Source organism: Novosphingobium sp. B-7, from assembly GCF_000410615.1.
GTDB lineage: Bacteria > Pseudomonadota > Alphaproteobacteria > Sphingomonadales > Sphingomonadaceae > Novosphingobium > Novosphingobium capsulatum.
Genome location: NZ_KE148379.1, coordinates 1 through 1,133 on the forward strand (window position 1 = coordinate 1; position 1,133 = coordinate 1,133).

The following is a 1,133-nucleotide window of genomic DNA, read 5'->3' on the forward strand; positions in this document are numbered from 1 at the left end:
CTCGCCAGCCTGATCAGCCGCACCCGCGCCGATGTGGCACGGCTGGCCCGGCGCCTGGCCCATGCCGCGCAGCCTCGCCCTGCCAGTAAATCAGCGCCGCACCCGCGCGCCCATGAAAGTGCCGCCGCAGTGGTGCCGGCCTGATGCGCGGCACAACCATCGATCGCATCGTGGTGATCAACGATCTGGCGCGGCCGATGGGCGGCGCCAGTGCGCTGGCGCTGTCCTCCGCCCGCGCATTCCGCGCGCTCGGGCATGACGTAACGCTACTGGTGGGCGATGCCGGCGACGATGGCAGCCTGGCGGCAGAGGGCATCGCATGCGTTGCGCTGGGCCAGGGACGGCTGCTCTCCCGCCCCCGGATGGAAGCCGCGCTGGCCGCCTTGTGGAACCGCCGTGCGGCGCAGATGGTGGCGCGCTGGATTGCGCAGAATGATACGCCGCGCACGGTCTATCACCTGCACGGCTGGCTGCAGATCCTTTCACCCGCCGTGTTCCATGCGCTGGCTCCGGTGCGCGATCGCCTGGTGATTTCCGCGCATGATTTCTTCCTCGCCTGTCCCAACGGGGCCTTTGCCGATCTGCGCACCGGGCAGCCCTGCCCGCTGGTGCCGCTTTCGCGCGCCTGCATCCCCGCCAATTGCGCCCGCCACAGCCGCAGCCACAAGCTGTTGCGGGTGCTGCGTCATACAATCCAGACGCGGGTGTTTGATCCGGCGCATGCGCCGCCGGTGCTGGCGATCCATGCCGCCATGGCGCCGCTGCTGATGCGCACCGGTATTCCCGGGCAGGCGATCCACGCGCTGCCCAACCCGGTGGTGCCTTGGTCGGCCACGCGCATCGCTGCCGAGGACAATCGCGAAGTGCTGTTCGTTGGCCGGCTGGAGGAAACCAAGGGGCCAGACCTGGCCGCCGCCGCCGCCCGCGCTGCCGGCGTGCCGTTGCGCCTGGTGGGTAGCGGCGCGCTGGAAGCAACGCTGCGCGCCCGCCATCCCGAGGCGCGCTTCAGCGGGCGCCTATCCCCGGCGGAGATCGCCCGCGTGGCGCAGCGCGCCCGGTTGCTGGTTATGCCCAGCCGCTATCCCGAACCCTATGGCCTGGTGGCGATGGAAGCGGCGCGCTCGGGCATTCCG

1 protein-coding gene is annotated in these 1,133 nt (G+C 70.9%); it reads left to right on the forward strand.

Annotated features, from left to right (window positions below):
• Positions 1 to 143: 143 nt before the first annotated feature.
• A partial coding sequence (locus H926_RS0115735) for a glycosyltransferase family 4 protein (protein ID WP_022677173.1) occupies positions 144 to 1,133 on the forward strand: 990 nt, incomplete at its 3' end.